General features: G+C 63.3%; 23 protein-coding genes and 1 tRNA gene. 10 read left to right on the top strand and 14 right to left on the bottom strand.

Features of this window, described 5'->3' with window-relative positions; all coding sequences use genetic code 11:
- The first annotated feature begins 19 nt into the window (after positions 1-19).
- Entirely contained in the window at positions 20-235 is a 216-nt protein-coding gene (locus LAQ74_RS15245; protein ID WP_224333379.1) for a hypothetical protein, read from the top strand.
- Positions 236-316: 81 nt separating this feature from the next.
- Here LAQ74_RS15245 and LAQ74_RS15240 read toward each other — a convergent pair whose 3' ends face one another.
- The 3 genes from LAQ74_RS15240 to LAQ74_RS15230 all read right to left on the bottom strand — a co-directional run bounded on the left by LAQ74_RS15240 (position 317) and on the right by LAQ74_RS15230 (position 2446).
- On the bottom strand, positions 317-1132 hold the full coding sequence (locus tag LAQ74_RS15240) for an ABC transporter permease subunit (RefSeq protein WP_224333378.1): 816 nt from the start codon (positions 1130-1132) through the stop codon (positions 317-319).
- Positions 1129-2055 (bottom strand): ABC transporter ATP-binding protein, encoded by a 927-nt coding sequence (locus LAQ74_RS15235; RefSeq protein WP_224333377.1) that lies wholly within the window; start codon positions 2053-2055, stop codon positions 1129-1131. The genes LAQ74_RS15240 and LAQ74_RS15235 overlap by 4 nt, the downstream gene beginning before the upstream one ends.
- Positions 2056-2182: 127 nt before the next feature.
- Positions 2183-2446: a DUF7967 family protein gene (locus tag LAQ74_RS15230; RefSeq protein WP_224333376.1), complete on the bottom strand. Its 264-nt coding sequence runs from the start codon at positions 2444-2446 to the stop codon at positions 2183-2185.
- 113 nt (positions 2447-2559) lie between these two features.
- Here LAQ74_RS15230 and LAQ74_RS15225 point away from each other — a divergent pair, with 113 nt between their 5' ends.
- On the top strand, positions 2560-4347 hold the full coding sequence (locus LAQ74_RS15225) for an excinuclease ABC subunit C (RefSeq protein ID WP_224333375.1): 1788 nt from the start codon (positions 2560-2562) through the stop codon (positions 4345-4347).
- Positions 4348-4396: 49 nt separating this feature from the next.
- Here LAQ74_RS15225 and LAQ74_RS15220 read toward each other — a convergent pair whose 3' ends face one another.
- Together LAQ74_RS15220 and tnpA are read right to left on the bottom strand one after the other, a co-directional pair.
- Positions 4397-5725 (bottom strand): RNA-guided endonuclease InsQ/TnpB family protein, encoded by a 1329-nt coding sequence (locus LAQ74_RS15220; protein WP_224333374.1) that lies wholly within the window; start codon positions 5723-5725, stop codon positions 4397-4399.
- Positions 5722-6153 carry an IS200/IS605 family transposase gene (tnpA, locus tag LAQ74_RS15215; RefSeq protein ID WP_224333373.1) on the bottom strand — a complete coding sequence of 144 codons (432 nt, stop codon included), beginning with the start codon at positions 6151-6153 and terminating at the stop codon, positions 5722-5724. The genes LAQ74_RS15220 and tnpA overlap by 4 nt, the downstream gene beginning before the upstream one ends.
- Positions 6154-6338: 185 nt before the next feature.
- On the opposite strand from tnpA, the gene LAQ74_RS15210 reads away from it, so the two are divergent.
- Complete coding sequence (locus tag LAQ74_RS15210) at positions 6339-6575, top strand: hypothetical protein (RefSeq protein ID WP_224333372.1); 237 nt, start codon at positions 6339-6341, stop codon at positions 6573-6575.
- Between the two features lie 149 nt (positions 6576-6724).
- On the opposite strand, the gene mdh is transcribed toward LAQ74_RS15210, so the two are convergent.
- Positions 6725-7639 carry a malate dehydrogenase gene (gene mdh / locus LAQ74_RS15205; RefSeq protein WP_224333371.1) on the bottom strand — a complete coding sequence of 305 codons (915 nt, stop codon included), beginning with the start codon at positions 7637-7639 and terminating at the stop codon, positions 6725-6727.
- 199 nt (positions 7640-7838) lie between these two features.
- Between mdh and LAQ74_RS15200 the strand changes: the two genes are divergently transcribed.
- A complete protein-coding gene (locus tag LAQ74_RS15200) occupies positions 7839-8471 on the top strand; it encodes an Sjogren's syndrome/scleroderma autoantigen 1 family protein (protein ID WP_224333370.1) in 633 nt (210 codons plus the stop codon).
- 104 nt (positions 8472-8575) lie between these two features.
- On the opposite strand, the gene LAQ74_RS15195 is transcribed toward LAQ74_RS15200, so the two are convergent.
- Together LAQ74_RS15195 and LAQ74_RS15190 are read right to left on the bottom strand one after the other, a co-directional pair.
- A complete protein-coding gene (locus tag LAQ74_RS15195) occupies positions 8576-10996 on the bottom strand; it encodes a DEAD/DEAH box helicase (protein WP_224333369.1) in 2421 nt (806 codons plus the stop codon).
- Positions 10997-11091: 95 nt separating this feature from the next.
- Positions 11092-11337, bottom strand: coding sequence for a ferredoxin (locus LAQ74_RS15190; protein ID WP_224333368.1), 246 nt, complete (start codon positions 11335-11337; stop codon positions 11092-11094).
- A 123-nt stretch (positions 11338-11460) separates the two neighbouring features.
- Between LAQ74_RS15190 and LAQ74_RS15185 the strand changes: the two genes are divergently transcribed.
- Together LAQ74_RS15185 and cgi121 are read left to right on the top strand one after the other, a co-directional pair.
- Positions 11461-13863 carry an ATP-dependent DNA helicase gene (locus LAQ74_RS15185; RefSeq protein ID WP_224333367.1) on the top strand — a complete coding sequence of 801 codons (2403 nt, stop codon included), beginning with the start codon at positions 11461-11463 and terminating at the stop codon, positions 13861-13863.
- On the top strand, positions 13860-14354 hold the full coding sequence (gene cgi121 / locus LAQ74_RS15180) for a KEOPS complex subunit Cgi121 (protein WP_224333366.1): 495 nt from the start codon (positions 13860-13862) through the stop codon (positions 14352-14354). The genes LAQ74_RS15185 and cgi121 overlap by 4 nt, the downstream gene beginning before the upstream one ends.
- Positions 14355-14400: 46 nt before the next feature.
- Here the strand turns inward: cgi121 and LAQ74_RS15175 are convergent, their stop codons facing one another.
- Positions 14401-15210, bottom strand: coding sequence for a helix-turn-helix transcriptional regulator (locus tag LAQ74_RS15175; protein WP_224333365.1), 810 nt, complete (start codon positions 15208-15210; stop codon positions 14401-14403).
- Between the two features lie 278 nt (positions 15211-15488).
- Between LAQ74_RS15175 and LAQ74_RS15170 the strand changes: the two genes are divergently transcribed.
- From LAQ74_RS15170 to LAQ74_RS15155, 4 genes are all read left to right on the top strand, one after another.
- Complete coding sequence (locus tag LAQ74_RS15170) at positions 15489-15710, top strand: hypothetical protein (RefSeq protein ID WP_224333364.1); 222 nt, start codon at positions 15489-15491, stop codon at positions 15708-15710.
- Positions 15711-15920: a hypothetical protein gene (locus LAQ74_RS15165; RefSeq protein WP_224333363.1), complete on the top strand. Its 210-nt coding sequence runs from the start codon at positions 15711-15713 to the stop codon at positions 15918-15920.
- Positions 15921-15928: 8 nt separating this feature from the next.
- The gene (locus LAQ74_RS15160; RefSeq protein ID WP_224333362.1) at positions 15929-16411 is read left to right on the top strand and encodes a halocyanin domain-containing protein; all 483 of its coding nucleotides are present in this window, start codon (positions 15929-15931) and stop codon (positions 16409-16411) included.
- A 213-nt stretch (positions 16412-16624) separates the two neighbouring features.
- The gene (locus tag LAQ74_RS15155) at positions 16625-17959 is read left to right on the top strand and encodes an MFS transporter (RefSeq protein ID WP_484494574.1); all 1335 of its coding nucleotides are present in this window, start codon (positions 16625-16627) and stop codon (positions 17957-17959) included.
- Between the two features lie 213 nt (positions 17960-18172).
- On the opposite strand, the gene LAQ74_RS15150 is transcribed toward LAQ74_RS15155, so the two are convergent.
- The 5 genes from LAQ74_RS15150 to LAQ74_RS15130 all read right to left on the bottom strand — a co-directional run bounded on the left by LAQ74_RS15150 (position 18173) and on the right by LAQ74_RS15130 (position 22039).
- Complete coding sequence (locus LAQ74_RS15150; RefSeq protein ID WP_224333360.1) at positions 18173-18460, bottom strand: HalOD1 output domain-containing protein; 288 nt, start codon at positions 18458-18460, stop codon at positions 18173-18175.
- Between the two features lie 4 nt (positions 18461-18464).
- A complete protein-coding gene (locus LAQ74_RS15145; protein WP_224333359.1) occupies positions 18465-19661 on the bottom strand; it encodes a DUF7344 domain-containing protein in 1197 nt (398 codons plus the stop codon).
- 248 nt (positions 19662-19909) lie between these two features.
- Positions 19910-19982: transfer RNA gene (locus LAQ74_RS15140), tRNA-Gln, on the bottom strand.
- Positions 19983-20190: 208 nt separating this feature from the next.
- Entirely contained in the window at positions 20191-20967 is a 777-nt protein-coding gene (locus LAQ74_RS15135) for a homing endonuclease associated repeat-containing protein (protein WP_224333358.1), read from the bottom strand.
- Positions 20968-21598: 631 nt separating this feature from the next.
- Positions 21599-22039 (bottom strand): outer membrane protein assembly factor BamB family protein, encoded by a 441-nt coding sequence (locus LAQ74_RS15130; RefSeq protein WP_224333357.1) that lies wholly within the window; start codon positions 22037-22039, stop codon positions 21599-21601.
- Between the last annotated feature and the right edge of the window lie 231 nt (positions 22040-22270).

Here is a 22270-nt window from a genome sequence, read left to right as displayed (position 1 = left end):
TTGAACGGTCACCTAGAAGATGCTTGGCGTGACGAACCCCCGACCGACAGAGCCGAGCACGCTACGAGCCGTCGGGCTCGTCTACTTCGCGACGTTGCTCGTCGTCGCCGTCCTGTTTCAGCTGTTCGCGCCGGACTGGCTGGCCGTCCCGCTGTTTCTCCTCGTCGGCGTCGTCCTCTCTCTTCCCTGTCTTCGGCTGTTCCGTCGCGTCGCTTCAGGAGACAGCGACGAGTGAGCGTTCGGGACGGCGGTAACCTGACCGGACAGCGGTAGCCGTAGAATCGAACGCGACAGAGGTAGCGACGACCGACCGTGCTCAGAGGTCCGCGGACTCGAACCGGAGGAAACCGAGAAGCGGCGGCACCGCGAGCCAGACCAGGAGCATCCCGACGGCAGCGAGCTGTAGCTGTGCGCTCTGGCCGGCGAACAGCTGTCCGCCGAGGAACGCCTCCGAGATGATTTTGAACGCCGCGTTCGGGTTCAGCAACTGGAACGCGGTGAAGAGGTCCTGTCCGGCGATGGGGAGCCACGAGGGTCCGCCACCCATCGACAGGTACAGTTGCAGCGGGAAGCGAACCGCACCCCACAGGGGGACGAACAGGAAGTACAGCGCGATGGCACCGCCGACGGCGAGGCGCTGCGAGGCCATCGCCGCCGAGAAGCCGACGGCGATGGCGACGAAGACGACGCCGAGGAAGACGGTGAGGAGGGTGTAGCCGACGTACGAACCGGCGTCGAACTGCAGCGGGCCGAGCGCTAACAGCAGCGCCGGGACGATGAACCCGACGACGATGGGCACCGCCAGCGCCAGCGACCGGCCGACGACTTTCCCGAACACCACGTCGGCGCGCGAGTGCGGTAGCGACAGCAGGAGTTTCAGCGACCCGGAGTCGCGTTCGCCGACGACCGCGCTGTACGCCATCACGAGCGCGATGAGCGGGACGAGCGTCGTCACGATGGTCCCGCTGACCATCCCGAGCAGTTGGTTGGAACTGAACGTCTGACCGGGGCCGGGGCGGACGAAGTACGCGGCGGCGGCGATGAGCAGCACGAAGAAGGCGGTGAGCGCGAGCACCCACCGCGAGCGGACGGCGTCCTCGAAATCCTTCTGCGCGATGGCTTGCCAACTCATGCCGACACCTCCTGTTTCTCCTCGTCTTCGGTGTACGAGAGGAAGAGGTCCTCCAGCGACGCCGACTGCGTCTCGAAGTCCTTCACCGTCACGCCCTGGTCTTCGAGCGCGGCGATGACCGTCGTCTTCGCACCGCTGTCGCAGGAGACGGTGACGGTGCCGCCGTCGGTCGTCGCGGCGCTGACGCCGTCGAGCGCGCGGACAGCGTCAAGGTCGTCCTGACTCGCGCTGTCGACGGTGAGCACGAGCGTCTCGTCGCCGCCGGCCGCTTCTCGAAGGCTCTCGATGCTGTCCTCGGCGATGAGTTCGCCCTCGCGCATGATGCCGACGCGGTCGCAGACGGACTCGACCTGTCCGAGCACGTGACTGGAGAAAAAGACCGTCGCGCCGCGGCCGGCTTCGCGGCGCACGATGTCGCGCATCTCCTTGGCCCCGGCGGGGTCCAGCCCCGAGGAGGGCTCGTCGAGGATGAGCAGATCCGGGTCGCCGACGAGCGCCATCCCGAGCGCGAGGCGCTGGCGCATCCCCTTCGAGTAGCCGCCCGCCTTCCGGTCGGCGGCGTCGGAGAGGCCGACGCGCGCGAGCATCTCGTCGGGGTCGACGTCGACCCCCTTCGAGCGGAGCGCGAACTCGATGTGTTTGCGTCCCGTGAGGCGGTTGTACACGCCGAATCCTTCGGGAAGCACGCCGGTTCGCTGTCGGACGGTGACGCTCTCGCGCTGGGCGTCGTGACCGAGTACGCGGATCGTCCCCGAGGTGGGGCGGACGAAATCCAACAACATGTTAATCGTTGTCGATTTCCCCGCACCGTTCGGTCCGAGGAAACCGAACACCTCGCCCTCCGAGACTGTGAGGTCGAGGTCGCGGACGGCCGTCACGTCGCCGTACCGCTTCGTCACGTCCGACAGTTCGATGGCGGTCATGGCCCGGGGTTGCCACCCTCCGCAATAAAGTGTTTTGGGTTCGATGATACCATCGGTCACGGTTGTTTCCGCGCGAACCCGAGAGAAGCGCCGAATGAGAGCCGACGGTTCGGGCGGGGCGGGCGGCTCAGACCTCGTCGTCGGGGGCGTGCGAGGCGGCCATCCGCTCGGCCTCCGCCGCGTAGCGTTCACGTCGCTCGGAGTCGTCGATCGCTTCGAGGTTGTCCGGGTCGACGTCGACGGCGGCGGTCACGTCGTACTTGTCGATGACCGTAACCGCGAGTTCCTTTCGGTAGCTTCGCCCGCCGTCGAGCGTCGCGTACGTGAGGACGATGAGGTCGCGGTCGGTGTAGTCGCGTTCGACGAACCAGCAGCGGACGGTGTCGGTCATGCCCGGACGTTCGACCGACGGCGGTTTGTAGGTAGCGGGACGGCCTCAACGTCGAGGCCAGTCGAGAATCGAACGCGTCACCCTCAAGCCCGTTCGTCACCAATCGCAGACGAATGGACGCGAGCGGCGTTCGCGAACGTGCAACCGAGTTACCGAGAGAGCCGGGTGTCTACCAGTTTCTGGCCGACGACACGGTTCTCTACGTAGGGAAGGCCGTCGACCTCAGGAGCCGCGTCCGGTCGTACGCCGACCCGCGCAGCGACCGCATCCGACGGATGGTCCGACGAGCAGAGAGAGTCGACTTCGCCGTCACCGACACCGAGACGCAGGCGCTGTTGCTGGAGGCGAACCTCATCAAGCGCCACCAGCCGAAGTACAACGTCCGCCTGAAGGACGACAAATCCTACCCGCTCGTCCAGTTGACCGACCACCCCGTCCCGCGCATCGAGGTGACGCGCGACCCCGAAGAAGGGTCGACCGTCTTCGGCCCGTACACCGACAAAGGGCGCGTGGACGTCGTCGTGAAGGCGCTCCGCGAGACGTACGGCGTCCGCGGCTGTTCGGATCACAAGTACAGCGGCCGCGACCGCCCCTGTCTCGACTACGAGATGGGGCTGTGTACGGCCCCGTGTACCGGCGAGATCTCGGAGGAAACCTACCGGGAGGACGCGAACTCCGTCGTTCGGTTCTTCGAGGGCGAGACGGGCGTGCTCGCCGACCCGCTCCGACGGGCAATGGAAGAAGCGGCACAGAATCAGGAGTTCGAGCGCGCGGCGAACCTCCGCGACAAACTCGACGCCGTCGAATCGTTCCACAGCGGCGGCGGCGAAGCGGTGTCGGGGCGGAGCCACGAACGCGAAGTCGACGTGCTGGGTGCGGCCATCGAGGGCGACACGGCCACGGTCGCCCGACTGCACAGCGAGCGTGGACAGTTGGTCGACCGGTCGCGACACCGCCTGCAAGCGCCCGAGGGCGAGGACCGAGTCGCCGAGGTGCTGGCGGCGTTCATCCCGCAGTACTACGCCGAGCGGCGACTGCCAGACGCGCTGCTGCTCTCGGAGCGACCGGACGACGGTGAGTTGTTCGCGTGGCTCGAAGCAGAGGGCGTCGCCGTCCGCGTTCCCGGGACGGGACGGGAGGCGAAACTGGTCGAACTCGCGCTGAAGAACGCCCGCCGTGGTCCCGCCCGCGGCGACGAACTCGGCGCGCTGGCGGACGCGCTCGGGATTCCGCGGCCGACGCGAATCGAGGGGTTCGACGTGAGCCACGCGCAAGGGAAAGCCGTCGTCGGTAGTGACGTCTGTTTCGTCGACGGAGGTGGCGGAGCGGGACAGAACTCCCGCGGAGCTATCGCGGAAAAAGCGGATTATCGGCGAAAGAAGCTCCCCGACAGAAACGACGACTACGCGAACATGCGCGAGTTGATCCGCTGGCGGGCGCAGCGCGCCGTCGAGGGCCGCGACGACAGACCGGATCCCGATTTACTGCTCATCGACGGCGGCGACGGCCAATTGGGCGCGGCACAGGACGCACTCCGTGAAGCGGGGTGGGACGTGCCCGTCGTCGCGCTGGCGAAAGACGAGGAGCTGGTCATCGCCGATTCGGGGGTGTACAACTGGCCGAACGACGCGCCGCATCTCCACGTCCTCCAGCGCGTCCGCGACGAGGCGCACCGATTCGCCGTCTCCTACCATCAGACGCTGCGCGACGACGTGAGGACGGTGTTGGACGACGTCCCCGGCGTCGGTCCCACCACGCGACGGAATCTGCTCAGACGGTTCGGGAGCGTCGACAACGTCCGCACCGCGTCGGCGGACGACCTCCGCGACGTCCCCGGCGTCGGCGAGAAGACGGCGACGGCGCTCAAACAGCGTCTCTCGGGCAGGGAAGACCTCGCTTGACATCCTCCCCGCGCTAAAGCGCGAGAATTCCTCACGTTGGGGGGTTCGGCTACCGGCCCATGGAGGCAACTTGCGGGTTCGTGCGCACTTCTTTGGGACTTTCGTGAGGGTGTGGTTTCCCCGACCAGTCGTGGTCATCCCACTCGAATCGCACGGGCCGTGCCATCGGCCTGACTTCGCAATCGCTGTTTTCTCGAAGGAATGTCTCTGACGCCGTGAGGTCGGCGTGGGCCTCGAATCCACACGGACACGTCAGCGTATCCCCGTGGCGAACCGTTTCCTCGTGGTCGCCACACTCGGGACACGTCTGACTCGTCCACGCTTCCGACTCGGCTTCGAGAGAGATGCCGTACTCCTCACAGACGCACGCGAGACGGTGGATGAACTTCTTGAACGCCCAGAAGTTGTGCGTCTTCTCGTTCACCCTGACCGACCAGTGCGTTTCCAGAACGTCGGTCAAATCGCCCACGTACACCGTCGCCACGCCTTCCTCGTACAGCCGTTCAACGAGGTCGCGCACCAGCGCGTTCTGTGCGTGGTCACGGCGCTTCGTCCGCTGTCGGTACAGCTGTCGAATCCGCTTGGAACTGTAGCGTCTCTCTCGGAGTCGTCCGGAAGACTTCGTCTTTCGTGATTCCGAGAGACTCCGTCTCTCGGGCAATTTCGACTGTAGGCGGGAGATTTCGTCGGTCGTCTCGCGGAACCGTCCGAACAACTCCCGACCGTCGTAGAGGTACTGGGAACCAGTAGTCGTGGAACACGCGACGAGGTTGTTCGCGCCAACGTCGAGGGCGGCTTCTTCGGAAGCCAGTGGTGAATCCAGTCGAGAATCAGGTACGGTGACTGGTTGGAAAGCCCTGAACGTGTCGTTCACTTCGTCGTATTCGAGTTCCAGACGACCCTGTTTCCCGTTCCACTTTGGGTTGCCTCGGACTTCGAGGCGGAGTCGTTCGTGGTAGCCGAGTCCGTGTTCGTCTTTCAGTTCTTGCCCGACGGGGATTTCGAGACGCGACCGCGTCCCCCACTGAATCGTGTACTGGTTGCACCGAATGTAGGTTCGGAGTTCGCGTCCGTCCTCCTCGTTGCCCCAGTACGACGGTGGGTTGGCGTACTCGCCCCTCTCCTTGAGGGCGAAAAACGACCGCCACGCTTCGCTGTTCTTGCGCGTGACCTGTTGGACAGTCGCGCTTCCAACGAAACCGTTGTAGCGTCCTCGATACTCGGACGTGTCCCACACGTCACCGTCTCCGAAGTAGTTCTGACGACGTTCGTAGGTCAGTTCGTTCCACAGGGAGGCGGAGGCGTCGAGTAGACGTAGGAGGCACTCTTTGTCCTTCTCGGTCTGTGGAACCACCTCGAAGGTGTTGACGCGCTTCATGTGTCGTTACCTTCCTGTTCAGCGATGTAACGTTCGACAGCGCCTTTCGAAGCACTTCCCGCTGTTCCGACGTAGTACGAACGAGTCCACTTCACGCGGTCGTCGTGGCGTTGGTTGTACTTCCGCGCGGAGATGCCCTTGACCCAGTTGACGATGAGTGACGGGGCGTTCTTCGGTGGACTCCCGATGAACAGGTGTACGTGGTCGGGCATGACCTCGCACTCGGCCAGTTCAAGGTCTTTGTCCTCACAGATTTCCGCGAAGATGGTTTCGAGACGTTCCTTTGTCTTCCCCGTCAGGTACGAACGCCGATACTGAGCGGAATCCGGTTCCGCGAGGTCAGCGGAATTTTCGATTCCGCCAGATTTCGGCACGAACACTATGTGGTAGTAGAGTTCGTATTTCGCGTGACGGGTACTCTTTACCATCTATGCATACTATTACGGTCGGAAGCTTTAACGATTGCGTTGGAACCCCGTCCGTGCCGTCATCGACGGTTGAATACTGTTGGTCGGCTTCATCCCCACCCCGAAGGGCGAGGCTTTCGCCTCGAATTTTCCGTAAGCACCGGCTTCGAGCGCTTTGGGTCGGCCTACCGCCGAGTAGTCGCCACATGTCGTTATATCCGGACCACGTAGCCGAGCGTGTGATTCCCCCCTTCGAATCGGCCATCGCCGTTCCGCTCCTCGGGTCCGTCGTAGCGCTGGACGAACTGGATCCCGCCAACTTCGGAGTGGTGTTCGGCGCAGTCATCCTCGTGTTCTGTCTGTTGATGTGCGGCCAGACAGCGGTCGGGTACGTGCGCGCCCGTCGTCGCCAAGCGCGGTTGCTGGACCAACTCACGCGGTAACGACGTGCGACGAGTCGGTGGTTGCAGCGTCAGCGCTCGCGACGCCGACACTCGCGGCACCGACGCCCGCAGGGCCACCGGGACGAACGCGAGACTCGATGGGTACCGGTTCGATACCGGGCGAAAAAGCAGGCGGTGAAGCGCGGCGGTTACGAGATTTTGTCGTACTGGTCGCGGAGTTTCTCGGCGGCGTCGTCCATGAGGTCCTCTTCGTACTCGTCGAGGTCCCAGTCGACGACTTCGACGATACCCTCCGAACCGAGTTTGACCGGAACGCCGAAGGCGGTATCTTCGTACCCGTATTCGCCGTTGAGGACGAGACTCCCCGGCAGTACCTCGCCGGTATCGCGGAGGACGGCTTCGACCATGTGAGCGACGCCCGTCGCCGGCCCCCACTGGGTCGCTCCCTTCCGGCTGATGACGTCCATCGCCGACTCCTGGAGGTCGGAGAGAATCTCCTCTCGCTCGTCGTCGGTGAACTCGGGGTCGCGGCCGTCGACGCGGACCTTCGAGAACACCGGCACCTGCGCGTCGCCGTGTTCGCCGAGAATCGTCGCTTCGACGTTCTTGACGGGCGCATTGAAGCGTTCCGAGAGCACGTAGCGGAAGCGCGCCGAGTCGAGGCGGCCGCCGAAGCCGATGACCGTGTGGCGGTCGCGGTCACCGACCTCGTAGAGGTGACGGTTAAGCAGGTCGACCGGGTTCGAGGTGGTGATGGAGACGAAGTCGTCGTTGTACTCGGCGAGCGAGGAGCCGATGTCCTCCATGATGGGCGCGTTGTCGCCCGCGAGGTCGATGCGTGTCTGACCCTCCTTGCGCGGGATACCGGCCGTGATGACGACGACGTCGGAGCCGGCGGTGTCCTCGTAGCCGCCCTGTCGGACGACGGTGTTCGAGTCATACGCGACGCCGTGGTTCGTGTCGGCCGCCTGCCCGACCGTCTTGTCCTCCATGTCCGGGATGTCGACGAAGACGAGTTCGTCGCAGATATCCCGAAGTGCGATGTTGTACCCAGCGGCGGCGCCCACCGTCCCGGCGGCACCGACCACGCTCACTTTCGTCATACCACGTAAATCTGACCGCGGAACGTGATTAAGCGCTTCGGAACCCTCCGTAAAACCGGACGAACTGGATTCGAGAGCGGTCGGTCGGCGACCCGACGACCGGCCGACCTCCCGCGGAACCGTGATACGTCGCGTCGAGGTCGCAGGCGCACGAGCGCCCCCGGTGACTTTTTCGGCACAGGCACCCTTGTGCCGCGATATGAGCGAGTTCGACAAGGAGGCCGAGCGCGAGAAACTTCGGAAGAAGTTCGCCCGCGACGAGGAGAAGCGCAAATCCACCCAGCGGATGAGCGAACTCCTGTTGAAAGGCGCGACGATGACGAACAGACACTGCGACACCTGCGGCGACCCTATCTTCCGCTATCAGGACCAGGAGTTCTGCCCGACGTGTCAGAACGCGCAGGTCGCAGAATCGAACGGGGCGGCACAAACCGGCGACTCGAAGCGGGTGACCGACGAGACACCGACCACCGACGCGACGCGAACTGCCGAGAGCGAACCCGGACAGGAAGCGGCCGAGAACGACGGAGACCCCGAGGTCGAACTGACGTCGGAGTCGCAGGCCCCCCAGCGCGCACCCGCGGCCGAGACCGACCGCTCTACCGCGACCGGAACCGCGTCGGCACCGACGGAGTCGGCAGACGCGTCCACGGTACCGAATCAGCCGAAACAACACGCAGAGAGCGACTTGAGCGAAGCGCGCGCCGCGCTCGTCCGGACGGTGACGCGCTACGCGACCGCCGCCGAGTCGGCCGACGACCCTCGACGCGCCACGGAACTACTGTCAGCCGCGAGAGAGGCCGCGGAGACGTTGTCGGCGCTGAATCGGTAGTCGGTGGTGTCTCGGCGAGTCGGTCGAAGCGTCTTCTCGACGGGTCGCAGTCGTTCGACCGTCGATTGTCGTCGTGCGCCCGGACTGGTCGAGTTTACGTTCTCCTAATACGTACTGCCGACAACCTCGCGGATGCGGTCGGCGGTCACTTCGCCGACGCCGTGGACCTCGAGCAGGTCGTCCTTCGACGCGGTCATCACGGCCTCGACGGAGCCGAAGTGCTCCAACAGCGCCCGCGCGGAGACCGGACCGATGTCGGCGATGGAACTGACGACGTACTCCTGCTGCTCGTCGAGCGTCTTCGCGCTCTTCTCGCCGTGGACGTTGACCGACCGCTCGGCGCTCGCCTGCTCGCGCGTCGCGATGACCTCCAGCAGGTCGGCGGTGTCCTTCTCGTCTTCCGTCCGGAGCACGCTCACGCCGAAGTCGACGGCGAGACTGGAGAGCGCACCGCGAATCGCGTTCGGGTGGACGTTTCGTTCCTCGTACAGTCGGTCGCCCTCGATGACGACGATGGGCCGCGAGTAGTGTCTCGACATGTCGGCGACCTGCTCAAACAGCGAGCGGTCGCCGCCGGTGAGCGTGTCGAGAAAGTCCGAGACGGATTTCCGTTCGACGGCAACGCGATCCGAGAGCACGTAGTCGCCGACGGCGAGCGTTTCGAGTCGGGTCCGGACTCCCTCGCGCGTCGAGAGGTCGCGAGCGATGGTCGAGTCGAGTTCGCGCTGGTCGGCGACGATTTCGACGAGTTCCTCGTCGTCGCGGCCGCCGACAGCAGCGACGACGCCGTCCTCGCTGTCGGCGTCGGTGGCGGGGCCTTCTTCGCTGTCGACTGTGTCGGCATCGTCGTTCGTCTCCGACTCGGAGAAATCCGTCAGTCCGGGTTGCATCCGTTTCTCGCGGACGCTCGGTCCGCTTTCTCCGCCCGCGCTCCCTTCGAAGGCGTCGAGGCTCTGCTGAGAGTCGTCGAGTTCGTCTTCGACTTCGTCGGCGACGCCCTTCAACTTCTTCAACTCGTCCTCCATCTGGCTCTCCTTGCGCCGCGAGATCCAGAAGTACGCCTCGTCGCGCGTGTCTTCGGCCATGAGGACGATGACGCGACCCTCGGTCTGCCGTCCGGTCCGACCCTTCCGCTGGATGGAGCGAATCGCCGTCGGCACGGGTTCGTAGAAGAGCACGAGGTCGACCTCCGGCACGTCGAGGCCCTCCTCGGCGACGGAGGTGGAGACGAGCACCTCGAACTCACCAGCCCGAAACGCGTCGAGCGTCTCCTGCTGTTGCTTCTGGGTCATCCCGTCCGACCCCTCTTTGTCGCCCTGCCCGACGAACCGCCGGGCGTCGAAACTCTGTGAAAGAAATTCGGTGAGCGCTTCGGCGGTGTCACGGGACTCGGTGAAGACGATGACGCGCTCGCCGCCGCCGAGACCGAGCGTCTCGGCGAGGAGGATGCGCGTCTTCGAGAACTTGGGGTGGAGTTCGTCGAACGACTCCGCCAGACGCATCGCCTCTCGCACTTTCGGTTCAGCAACGAGTCGCTGACTCGCTTTCGACGCCCCCGACGAGCGGGCGGCGTTGCGCTGGCGCTCGAAGTACCGACGGACGGATTCGACGCTCTGCGTTTCGACGAGTTCGACCGCCCGCCGGAGTTTCATCACCTCCGCGTGGACGGACATTCCCTTGTAGCCGTCGCCGTCGTCGGCGTTGATCATCTTCTGCAACTCGGCGCGGATGCCGTTCAGTTGCTTCTGGGAGATGTCGGGACTCGTCGCCCGCGTCACGCCGAGCGATTTTAACTTGCTCAGTCGGTCTTTGATGACCTCGTTGAGCGCGTTGCGAATCGTCAGAATCTCCTCGGGGAGGCCGATTCGCTCCCACTCCACCTCGGTGTCGTAGGTGTACTCGGCCACGTCGGCGTCGTCCTCGGTCATCACCGTCACGTCGACGAGACCGAGGTTCTCGCAGACGGTGAGGATATCCTCCTTGTCGCCGCCGGGCGACGCGCTCATCCCGGTGACGAGCGCGTTTCCGGCGTCCTGGTGATAGCGCTCGGCGATGTAGACGTAGGCGTAGTCACCGGTGCCGCGGTGACACTCGTCGAACGTGAGGTGGGTAACGTGTTCGAGGCTCACTCTGCCGCCGACGAGGTCGTTCTCGACGACTTGTGGCGTTGCGATGACGATTTGGGCATCGTTCCACAGCGCCGCCCGGTCGTCCGGGCGAACGTCGCCGGTGAAGACGACGATGTCGTCGTCCGGTATCGAGAGGGCTTCGCGGTAGAAGTCGGCGTGCTGCTGGACGAGCGGTTTCGTCGGTGCGAGGAGGAGTGATTTGCCGCCGACCTCCGAAAGGCGTTCGGCCGTGACGAGGAGGCTGACGGTGGTCTTTCCCAGACCGGTGGGGAGACAGACGAGCGTGTGGCCGTCTCGGGCGGTTCCGGCGAGTTGTATCTGGTAGAGGCGGCGCTCGATGAAACTGGGGGCGAGAAGCGGGTGTTCGACGTAGGCGACCTCGTCGGTGGCGGCCATCGAGTCGGTTTCGTCGTTCTCTCGGATAAGGGTTCGTGAACCGTGGTGAAAGTAGAGCGGACGTCGAAGATGACCGATAGACGGGCGAAAGCGGCCTACGGAACTACCTGCTCGCCGTCGTCGTCGTACAGTACGATGGCGTCGACGGGGCAGACGCGGGCGGCGAACTCCGCGTCGAACTCGGCGTCTTCGGGCACCTCACGGACGAACAGTTGGTCGTCGACCTCCTCGCTCCCTTCGAGGTCCGCCTTCCCCTCGTCCATGTTCTTCTCGAACGCCTCCCACTCGTCGACGCACTGGTACATCCCGATACAGGTGTCGCGGTCGAACTCGATTCGCATACCGGGAGTTCGGCAGTAGGTTACATAGGAATGACGACGCGGCCACGCCCGAAGACCAACGTTGGCCTCCGCTTTCGCCTCGCTCCCGACAGTTTAAACCGGAGGACGCGCCAACTCCGTCCAATGAAGACAGCGGACCTGAACGGTCTGCCGACGGGCGTTCCCGAGTTCTTCGACGAGGAGGGCGTCGAGGAACTGTACCCGCCGCAGGCCGAAGCCGTCGAGGCGGGCGTCACCGACGGCGAGAGTCTCGTCGCCTCCATCCCCACCGCCTCGGGGAAGACGCTCATCGCCGAACTCGCGATGCTGTCGAGCGTCCAACGGGGAGGAAAAGCCCTCTACATCGTCCCGCTTCGGGCACTCGCCTCCGAGAAGAAGGCCGAGTTCGAGCGATTCGAGCAGTTCGGCGTCGACATCGGCGTCTCGACGGGCAACTACGACTCGACGAGCGAGTGGCTCGCGACTCGCGACATCATCGTCGCCACGAGCGAGAAAGTCGACTCGCTCGTCCGCAACAACGCCTCGTGGATATCGGAGCTCACCTGCGTCGTCGCCGACGAAGTCCACCTCGTCGACGACCGCCACCGGGGGCCGACGCTCGAAGTGACGCTCGCGAAGTTACGGAAAATCAACCCGGGCCTGCAGGTTGTCGCGCTCTCGGCGACCGTCGGTAACGCCGAGGAGGTCGCCGACTGGCTCGACGCGAGCCTCGTCCGCTCGGACTGGCGACCCATCGACCTGAAGACGGGCGTCCACTACGGCAACGCCATCAACTTCGACGACGGGAGTCAGCGCGAAGTCAGCGTCGAGCGCGGCGAGAAACAGACCGCCGCGCTCGTCGCCGATACCTTGGAAGAGGGCGGGTCTTCGCTCGTGTTCGTCAACTCCCGACGAAACGCCGAAGCCGCGGCGAAGCGCCTCGCCGACGTCTCCGACGCGGCACTCACCCCCGAAGAGCGCGACCACCTCGCCGACCTCGCCGCCGAGATTCGAGACGTCTCCGACACCGAGACGAGCGCGGATCTGGCGCGAACCGTCGCCAAAGGCGCGGCGTTTCATCATGCGGGACTCGCGCCCGACCACCGCTCCATCGTCGAGTCCGCGTTCCGCGACCGCCTCATCAAGGTCGTGAGTGCGACGCCGACGCTCGCCGCGGGCGTCAACACGCCGAGTCGCCGCGTCGTCGTCCGCGACTGGCGACGCTACGACGGCGAGTTCGGCGGGATGAAACCGCTGAACGTCCTCGAAGTCCACCAGATGATGGGCCGCGCCGGCCGACCCGGCCGCGACCCCTACGGCGAGGCCGTCCTCCTTGCGAAGAACACCGACGAGATGGACGAACTGTTCGAGCGCTATCTGTGGGCCGACCCCGAACCGGTCCGCTCGAAACTCGCCGCCGAACCCGCGCTACGGACGCACGTCCTCGCGACCATCGCTTCGGGCTTCGCCAACAGCCGAGAGGGTCTGCTCGAATTCCTCGACCGGACGCTGTACGCGACGCAGACCGACGACGAAGGGCGGTTGAAACAGGTGACCGACTCCGTACTCCGCTACTTGGAGGTCAACGAGTTCGTCGAACGCGACGGCGACACGTTGCGGGCGACCGGTATCGGCCACACTGTCTCGCGGCTCTACCTCGACCCGATGAGCGCTGCCGAGATCATCGACGGCCTGCGGGAGTGGGAGCGCAAAGGCGGGAGCGCAGCGGAGACGAAACCGAAGGAGACGGGCGACGAATCCGGCTTCGTCTCCGCGAGCGACCTGCGGCGCGACGAACCAGAACCGGAATCGACGGGCGACGCCCCGAAGCCGACGGCGCTCGGCCTCTATCACCTCGTCTCGCGCACGCCGGACATGTACCAGCTCTACCTCAAATCCGGCGATCGCTCGACGTACACGGAACTCTGCTACGAGCGCGAGGGCGAGTTCCTCGGGAACGTCCCCTCCGAGTACGACGACGTCGCCTTCGAGGACTGGCTGTCGGCGCTGAAGACGGCGAAACTGCTGGAGGACTGGTCGATGGAGGTCGACGAGGACCGCATCACCGAGCGCTACGGCGTCGGACCCGGCGATATTCGTGGAAAGGTCGATACCGCAGAGTGGCTGTTGGGTGCGGCCGAACAGCTCGCGGGTGAACTCGATTTGGGCTCGAACGTCGCCATCCGCGAGACGAAAAAGCGCATCGAGTACGGCGTCCGCGAGGAACTGCTCGACCTGGCGGGCGTCCGCGGCATCGGCCGAAAGCGCGCCCGCCGGCTGTACGAGGCGGGCGTCGAGAGTCGCGCCGACCTCCGCGAGGTGGACAAGTCCGTCGTCCTCGCGGCGCTGCGCGGGCGACGGAAGACCGCCGAGACCGTGCTCGAAAACGTCGGCCGACGCGACCCCTCGATGGACGACGTTGAGGCCGACGAGTCGGCCGCACCCACCGAGTTCACCCCCGCGGGCGGAACCGCCTCGGTATCGGGTGGCGCGAGTAGGGGAGGCGACGGCAACGACGACCAGTCGAGCCTCGGTGATTTCGGATGAGACTCGTCGAGGGCGTCGCCGACGTCGAGGATGTCGACGCCGTCGTCGCTACGCTCGGCGATGTCGCAGCGGAGTACGAGACGACCATCCAGGCGTTCGACGCCCGCTACGTCGTCGACCGAGCGCATCTCGACCGCGCGGTCGAACTCGCCGACCGTGCCATCGCCCGCGGCGAGAACGTCGCCCACGACCGGGCCGTCGAGATTCTACTGTACGCCGCCGGACGACGCCAGATCGACCAGGCGTTCGAGATGGGTCTGGACGAGGGTCAGGTTTCGCTCGTCGTCCTCGTCGACGGCGGCGCGGAATCCGTGGCCGCCGAAGCGGTCGCCGAAGACCTGAACCTCGACGACACAGCGACGCTCGGAGAGTACGACAGGAAGCATCTCTTCGAGTTCTTCGGTATCACGGAGCGGGAGTTGGCGGCGACCGACGGAACCCTCTCGGAGACGGTCCGAGAACGGGTCGCGCTGCTCGACGTCGAGAAGTGAGCGTCACGTCGTGACGTCGAAAAACTGGGAGAGGATGCTCACCCCCTCACGGCGTCGAATCCGGGAAATTCTCCGGAGTGACTAACTCGGAGTGGGTGCGATAGTCGTCGATGGTCTCCGAGACCCAGTCGCGAATCGTCTCGTTCTCCGTCTCGATGAGTGCACACGGGAAATCCTGCTCGTCGTAGGGGAGAATCGTCGCCACGTCGTCGATGAGTCCGATTGCGACGGGCAACGCGCCTCGGTGCAGATACAGCGTCATGTTCTCGCTGTCGAGGAGGTCCCGCACGATGTCGGCTACGGCCGGGTTCTGAAGGAGGACCGCGAAGGCCGCTTCGGAGACGATTATCTCCTGTCGTTGGTCGTGTTCCAGGATGAGTCTGCGCTGTTCGGGAATCGAGTCGAGATACACGTTTTGGGTCACGTAGTTGACCTCGCTCGCACTATTGGTGAGTTCCTCGACGCGGCGAACGTGGGCGAACACGTCCGGAGAGTGAGGGACAGTTATCGTCGCGTCGGCGAACAGTCGGAAGTCGAACGCCATGAGTTCGGTCGGCAGTCGCGGTTCGAAGGTGGCGAGTTGCTGTATCGTCTCGACGGTCTCCAAGAGATGCGTGAACTCGTCCGCGAGGAGCGCTCCGAGTCGCGTAATCTCGTACTGTCGACCGGATTTGGCAATCCAGCCGCGGCGCTCGAAGCCGTCGAGCACGCGGCCGAGCGTCGGTTGGGAAATCCCCGTCGACTCGTGCAGTCGGACGCGAGTGGATGGGTCGGCGGCCAACGCTCGCAGTACGGCGACTCGGTTGGGCGAACTAGCTAGAAACTCGATATCATCGAGCGGTGTTGGTATCGGCATTGACGGAGTAGATCGGTGGTGACGAGAGGCGAGTTCGATCTGTGTCGTCCCGTCCACACGTATGTCTGTCAGTACTACGTCAGACGAGAGCATGAACCTCTCTGCGGCGTCTCGACAGTTGATCGCCGTCTGGCGTCGACGAACGCCGAGTGCCGCCGACACTCACGGACGGCGACCGGTCGGACAGGAGACTGAATGTTTCACGAAGTAAATGCCGTTCACCGCTAGAAAAATTGTCAACGAAATAGATTATGATCGTCGCCGCCCTTTAGTGAAGCATGGAGACACACACTCGTTCCATCGCTCGTATCGCACTCGCCTCTCGCGACGAACCGCTGACCCGACTACACTGGACTGCGGTCGGACTCGCGGCGACGACCGGATTCGTCCACCTCTACCTCTACTGGGTTCAGGGGTTCGTCCCGTTCCTGTTGGCCGGTCTCGGTTTCCTCGGTGCCGTCGCGTTGCTCGTGACCGGGGTGAACCGTCGCATCCTCTAAGTGGTGGGCGTTCCGTTCACCGCCTCGCAGATCGCCGTCTGGCTCCTGCAGGGGATGCCCGAGTTCGCACTCGGCGTCGCGGACAAGACGGTACAGGTCGCGCTCATCGCGGCACTCGTCTACCTGTTCGTGGCCGAGCGACACGCGAAACGCGTCTACGACGCCGTCACCACGACCGATTCCGTCGCGAGGGGCGCGACGGGGAGGTGAGAGAAACCATGGAGTTGACTCGCCGAAGCTACCTCCGGGCGACCGCTGCACTCGCGGTCGTCGGGACGACAGGCCTCGCGGGATGCGGGAGCGCCGACGCCGACGCCGAAACCGACGCCGAAACCGCCCGGTTGCTGCCGACGGAGCCGAACTACGACGGCTGGTTCGACAACGCGGACGCCTACCGCGGAACGTACGACCTACGCGGTCGGCACGCGGTCACGGTCACGGTCGGGGCGAAAGACTCGCTCGGGTACTTCTCGTTCGACCCCGCCGCAATCGCGGTCTCTCCCGGTACCACGGTCACATGGGAGTGGTCGGGCGAGGGAGGCGCCCACAACGTAGTCGCGCTGGAGGGTGCGTTTCGGGCTCCGCTCACCGACAGAGCGGGAACGACGTTCGCTCGGACGTTCGACGAGACCGGCGTCTACCCCTACTACTGCACACCGCACCGAGGTATGGGAATGAAGGGAGCAGTCGTCGTCGAGTAGGCCCGACCGACTCGTCCACTACGCGACTGTAACCACTTCCCCGAGCGGCGTCGAAAACGCGGTTTCTGCACATTCGGTGCGGAAGCGATTGTAAAGGATTTCGGTTTCGAACAACCCCTTCGTTTCGACTGGAGACCGATAGACTACGTCGGGTCGACCGCACAAAAGAGAAACAAACCGTCCGGTACAGTCCACGCGAGAATCCGCTCTCGAATGCACCGTCGACGAACTACCGGAAACCGACGCGAGAAGCGACAGTCGTATTTCCGTCGCCGAAGTACTGACCGGACAGTCAGCCATGTACTCGACGAATCCGTCTTCGCTCGGAGGTCGACGTCCGCGGTGAAACGTCCGCAGACTGTCGTTCTCGCGGTCATTGCCAGCACGTTCTTCGTCGGCTTCGGTGGCGGCGTCATCTTTCCGATTCTTCCGAATCTGGGGGCCGTTCTCGGCATCTCGCCGTTTCTCGTCGGCCTCATTTTGAGCGCCAACCGCTTCGCCCGCATCGTCGCCAACGCCCCGGCAGGGGCGCTCGTCGACCGTATCGGCACCCGAAAGCCGTTCGTCGCCGGGTTGTTCGTCGAGGGGTTCGCGACGCTCGGCTACGTCGTCGCCGTCGAGTCGTCGGTTCCCGAACTGTGGTTCCTCCTCGCACGCGTCCTCTGGGGACTCGGCAGCGCCGCCGTCTTCGCCACGGCGTACACCATCGCCGCCGATGTCAGCGACGGCAGTTCTCGCGGGACGAACATGGGCGTCGTCCGCGGCGGCATCACGCTCGGGTTTCCCGCCGGCCTCATCCTCGGCGGAATCGTGAGCGAGGCCTACGGCGTCGAGGCGGCGTTCGTCGTCGCGGCGGCGTTCGCGCTGTTCGCCGGCGTCATCGCCTACCGGCAGGTTCCGGAGACGCACGTGTCGGCCGAACCGTCGACGAGCGCGCCCTGGGAGATCGACACGAGTACGCCCGCACTCACCGTCGGTTTCGTCAACTTCGGCCTCTTCTTCGCCTATCTCGGGGCGCTGTTCGCGACGCTCGTGTTGTTCATCGAGGTGAACGAAATCGGACTCCTCGGCTACGGTCCGCAGGGGATTTCGGGCGCGCTGATGGCCGTGACCGTTGTCTCCGCCTCGATATTCATGCTCGCGGGAGGGAAGGTCAGCGACGACTACGGCGCTCGCGTGCCGATACTCTTAGTCTTCCTCGTCGTCTCATTCGTCGGCTTCATCCTCCTCTCGCAAGCCTCCTCGCTGCCGACGCTCGTCGTCTCCTGTGTCTGCATCGGTGCGGGACAGGGCGGCACCAGCGGCCCGCTCATGGCGTTACTGGCCGATCTGACGCCGACTGACCGGATGGGTCGTGCGACGGGAACGAACAACGTCCTCGGCGACCTCGGAGGTGGCATCGGGCCGATGGTGTCGCTACCGCTGGTCGAAACAGTGGGTTTCGAGCCGGTTTATGCGGCTTGCGCGGTGATTCCGTTGCTCGCGGGGTTCGTGCTTCTGGGCGGGGTGTACGCGAAGACCGGGAGCGTCAATCCGCAGACGGAGTGAGAGCCGACTGTGAGACGAGGAGAAGCGGCATCTCGGTTACGGGGCTTCAAACGGACGCCGAGGTCGACACACCGACTCGAACACCACATGGCACGGAAATGCGAAGAGAAAGCCCGCAGCTTACTTGCGGGCGGAGTCCTCGTCCCCTAAGCGGGGAGAGTCCCGATCGGAGACTGAGTTACAGTAAAGACGTTACCTCAAGGTGTCGACGCGTCAGCCGTCGTTCTGGGGCGCGATCTGTAGGTAATTTGGAGTGACAGCGACCTGCCATCCGATGTATTCGAAGGTGACTGTCGGGACAGATGCATCGTCGTGAGCGCTGACGATGAGCGAATCCAACGCGTCGGGATCGAACCACTCTGCAAGCGGTGGCATCTCTGTGGCAGATCGGTTCGTCGCCTCGGCAACTGCGGTGATAACCGCTACACTCGGGGATACGTCGTAGGACTGTTCGTGGACCGGTTCCAAGCTACCGTTGAGTAAATTCGTATTTTCTGACATTTAGTTAGAACGAGAGTTGGTCCTCCATCTCCTCGACCTGGTCGCCGAACTGATCGAGTTGGGAGTGCAATAGCTGCCGGAGCAAAACGACGAGCGTGTTGTTAGCACCCTCGCCGAAGATGGCTCGTTCTCGGTGGATCCCCGCGCTAGATTTCTCCCCGAGCGTGCCGATCATGATGGCCTCACGATCCGCGAAAACCAAGCGTCCGACGTTGCTCGCTTCGACCGGAAGATCAAGCCAGTTCGTCTGTGGCTTCCAGAGGGTGACCTTCGGAGCGTGTTCCTGAACGAACTCGCGTACAGTCGGATCGTCCGTCCCGAGGTAGACATCTACCCCCCGGCCGGTAGCTTGCTCAATGCGGCTGAAACACCCCGACTCCAGCAGTCCGGTCGTCGTAAACATCAAGAACAGTTCCTCGTCCGCCTCTTCACAGAGTGACTGTCCACATGAGACGACGTTCTCACGTCCCTCGATAGTCCAGATGTCGGCGTCCGGAGGAGTGTCAGTCAGGCTCTCTCGGAAGTCGGGTTGGAGCGCGGAGTGCATCCATGGAACGCACAGGAGGGGATGCCCCTCGTACATGACCGTCCCCTCGTCCGTATTATAGTTGATGAGTCCTGCGTCAGCTAGCTGCGGCAGATGCGTGTGCCGAAGTGACAGGAGGACGTTTTCAACTTCGTCAGCTGAGTCGCCTTGATGGTCCACATCTCGTCGAATCGAGCTCACATCATGCGCCAGGGTTTGTACTTTGATCGGGTGATACTGATGACTGAGTACGTCTAGAATCGTCCGTCGACGAGCGTCGGCAAGGGATTGAAAGAGTGCATCGATCGATGCCGGTTCCGCGGACACGGCATCGTCGATGGCCGCGAGAAACCAAGTATCCTGATAGGCGGGATGGTCGGTGAACGCAACTCCGTTTTCGACGGAATTCGCGGTGATCAGTCCCGCTGAGTCCAACTTCGGTAAATGCACGTGGTGGAGGCGAGCCAGTACGCACTCGAGTTCTTCACTCGCCACCTCCCCCGTCGGTTTGCTCTGCTTCCTGGCCGCCATCGCGGCAGCGAGCTCCTTCCGCGATACGGAGGCGGGAGCCTGCTCGTGGAGGAGCCCCAGGACGCACCGTCGATCACGGTCTGCCAAGCACGAGAAGAGGACATCCAAAGAGTAGCTTTCCTCTCGTCCGGTCGTCTCTTCCATTGACTGACTCACGACGAAGAGAGGTGATAAGGGATGTGCCTAATTGTTTATAAATAAACATGTTTTGATTGCGGTATATGGCGGATCGGCCGATCGTGCGAATCCCGAAGATGACTAATAGGTCACGAGTTTGGACATCCATTCAGTCTGTTGAAGACAGAGGATATCCATCACGGAACGCTCATTCGCTCGATCCGGTATGAAGTATCCGCAGACCGGTGCGTACGTATTTGCGAAAGTAAGGAAAATAGTCCCACACGGATTCGAACCGCGGTCGAAGCCCCCAGAAGGCTTCAGGATTGGCCGCTACCCCATGGGACTGATTTCTGACATGTTTGCCCCCATCCATAGTTGACGGTGACTCAGTCAGCAATCCTTCGTTGCGCGCTGATGCATATGAGTGTTGCGAAGTCGCGTACGGGTGGATCGACACCTTCACACAGATGCAAAGAGGAAGCCCACAACTTCAGTCGGGGGTTACTGACAGAGGCTGTAGAGTCGAAAACCTCAACTCAGGAGAGATACAGACTTAATCGCCGTCAGAGGATACAGGTATGGGACGTTCAGCTTTCGGTGCAGACTCAGGGTCGCTATTGCTTTCACTCTCACTTCGTTTCCAGCAGCCACTCTGATCGCGGTAGTGAAGTTTCCGATGGCAGTTTGCACAGAGGAGTTCACATTTGTCGATTTCTTCGCGGAGTCGAGTTTTTCCGTAGCCGTAGGTAATCATTTTGCTGATAGATTTCTCTTTTGTATCGGGATCGAGGTGGTGGAAGTCGAGGCAGGCGGGATGATGTTCAGAACATTGCGCACAGCCGTTGGAGGCGGCTTTATACTCGTGAACCCAAGCGCGGATGTAGTCACGTCGGCGGAGAGTCCGAGTCGCATTCTGCTCGCGATTGCGGTAGTGCCAGCGTTGGTCAACCGAGAGGCTCGCCCACTTGGCGCGAATAGAATCGTCGATGTCGACGTCAGCAGGAGGGGGAGTAATACTGGAGCTGGTCGAGGAATTCGTCTTTAGTCCAGCCTTTTCTTTGGCGGCGTTCCAGCCGTCAAGCGTACGGATGATGGTCGCGGATGCAGGTGTAAGGCCGAGGGCTTCGTAGTCGGCTTTGGAGGGAGAGTGGCCGAGTTGGCGTGCGGCAGAACGGAGCGCGGAGAGACAGGCGTCTTTAGTCGTAGTATTTGTTTTCTCGGCAGCACTCACCGCGCTCGGATGTCCACTTCGGGTGATCGAGTGCGAGTTCTCAGTAGTGGTCGATACCGTCGTCTCAGCGTTCAGATTCGAGTCGTGGTCTGATTTCATTTATTTCACGCGGGGCAGTCGTCAGGAGGTGCCCCGCACCCTGTGGGGGCAGATAAAATGGGCGTTGACGCTCTCGGAGAGTGCCACCTACAATGAGGGAGTCACTATCACGCGTCGGAGGAAACGGTACTCTCGGCCAGATTACCGAACGTGGATGAAACAGGCTTGTGAGAAACGAGGAGAGCGGCTGATGGAACCTCTCACATTCGATGTGACGCAGCTTCGAGTGCGATGAGTCCCTCGACATCGAGAGGAGACTGATACCGGAAGCGAGAGCGAAAGATGGAGAGTGCCCCTCGAAACCGCATCGTTCGACGACGTCACCATCCAGGAGATCCAATAGCAGGAGCGCGTCCGACACGGGGAGAAAGGCGGTCTTGTCGGCGACTGCGGGTAGAGAGACGTGGTCGGCCTCTGGTTCGAACATCCCTGCGTCGTCTCCGGTGGTCGGGTTGAGTGTGAGAAGAACACTCGGGTCGTCCGTCGCGTGGTTTTCGAGCGCAAGTAGTGTGTCGTCCGTCACAGCGATCGGTTCCAGCTCCGCGGGAGCGTACGTCCCCTCGGCTGTTTCGACAGGGTGGGGTCGGCGTCTCTACCCACTCTACGTCACCTGATTCAATGTCGAGTGCAATCAGTCGCCCTCCGAACGTATTGGTGACATCCTCCCACGACTGAAGTCGTGGGTTTTCTCGCCTATTCTGTATAAATACGTGACTCCGGCCGGCAACGGGCCCTCCTCGGATTGCGTCGTTGAGGTTGTCCGTATCCGGGTGGAACTGCGACGACACATCCTCTCCCAGCGGAGCGCTCCCGTTTCGGCGTCCAGAGCGATGAGCAGTCCGTCCGTCCCGACGTTCACGACGAGGATATCGGAGTCCGTAGCCTTCGACCGCGGGTAATCACGCAGAGACGTCCGCCAGCATTTGGTGCCGGTGTGGGCGTTGAGGGCGATGAGTTCCTGTCGTTCGGAAACGAACAGATGGCCGGTCGCGAATCCGGGCGTGGGGGTGGAGTCAGATACCTCGGCAGTCCATCGCTCGGTTCCGTCGTGCGTCGCCAGCGCTTTCGTCACGGTTCCGTCACCGTCTCTGTCTCGTGGGATGAAGCGGAAATCACCACCCGAGACGAACGACGGTCGGAGGCCGAGCACAGATCCTAGATACGTCTACTGTTCGTCGCCCGTGTAGAGATCGTACGACACGAGACATCTCGAAGTCCCAGGAGATGCGCCATCACTCGGTGAGCTCGCCGTGGGGTGCGCTTTCAGAAATCGTCGTTCGCGTGTTCGCCGGGTCGTAGTTGG

It is taken from the genome of Haloprofundus halobius, from assembly GCF_020097835.1.
GTDB lineage: Archaea > Halobacteriota > Halobacteria > Halobacteriales > Haloferacaceae > Haloprofundus > Haloprofundus halobius.
The sequence above is the reverse complement of the archived record's forward strand: the minus strand, read 5'-3'. Positions and strand labels throughout refer to the sequence as shown.